This window comes from Mesorhizobium sp. CNPSo 4688 (genome assembly GCF_057784295.1).
In genome coordinates this window covers 1-369 of sequence record NZ_JBWLUY010000107.1, presented here as the reverse complement: position 1 = coordinate 369, position 369 = coordinate 1, and the positions used below count along the sequence as shown (strand labels likewise).

Here is a 369-nt window from a genome sequence, read left to right as displayed (position 1 = left end):
GCCTACGAGCGTATCGACGAGCCGCAGTTCTGGGTCGAGGCTTACCTCGCCGCATGTCACGCTATGTGCGGCCGCGACGTGCGTGCTGCGGACCATCGCGATCGGCTGTTCACCATGCGACCCGATTTCAGCCTGAGCCTCTTCCGCAGGGGTCTCCCCATACGGAACGAGGCTAGCCTGGACCGGTTCCCCGAAACGTTCCGAAGGGCCGGGCTGGAGAATTAGACTAGGACCGGACAGACCGAACACGCTTAACACGGAAGGCAGACAGCCAGCCAAGCGCGTCTGGTGGTGCGGCAGAAGGACCGGACATGAAGGAGGTCAGCTTGCCGCAGTCAGACATGCCGGTTGCGCTGCTCATGTTCACCC

General features: G+C 62.9%; 1 pseudogene. It reads left to right on the top strand.

What is annotated here, in order from left to right:
• Positions 1–225, top strand: a pseudogene (locus AC04SH_RS35005) (hypothetical protein); the annotation flags it as partial.
• Positions 226–369: the final 144 nt, after the last annotated feature.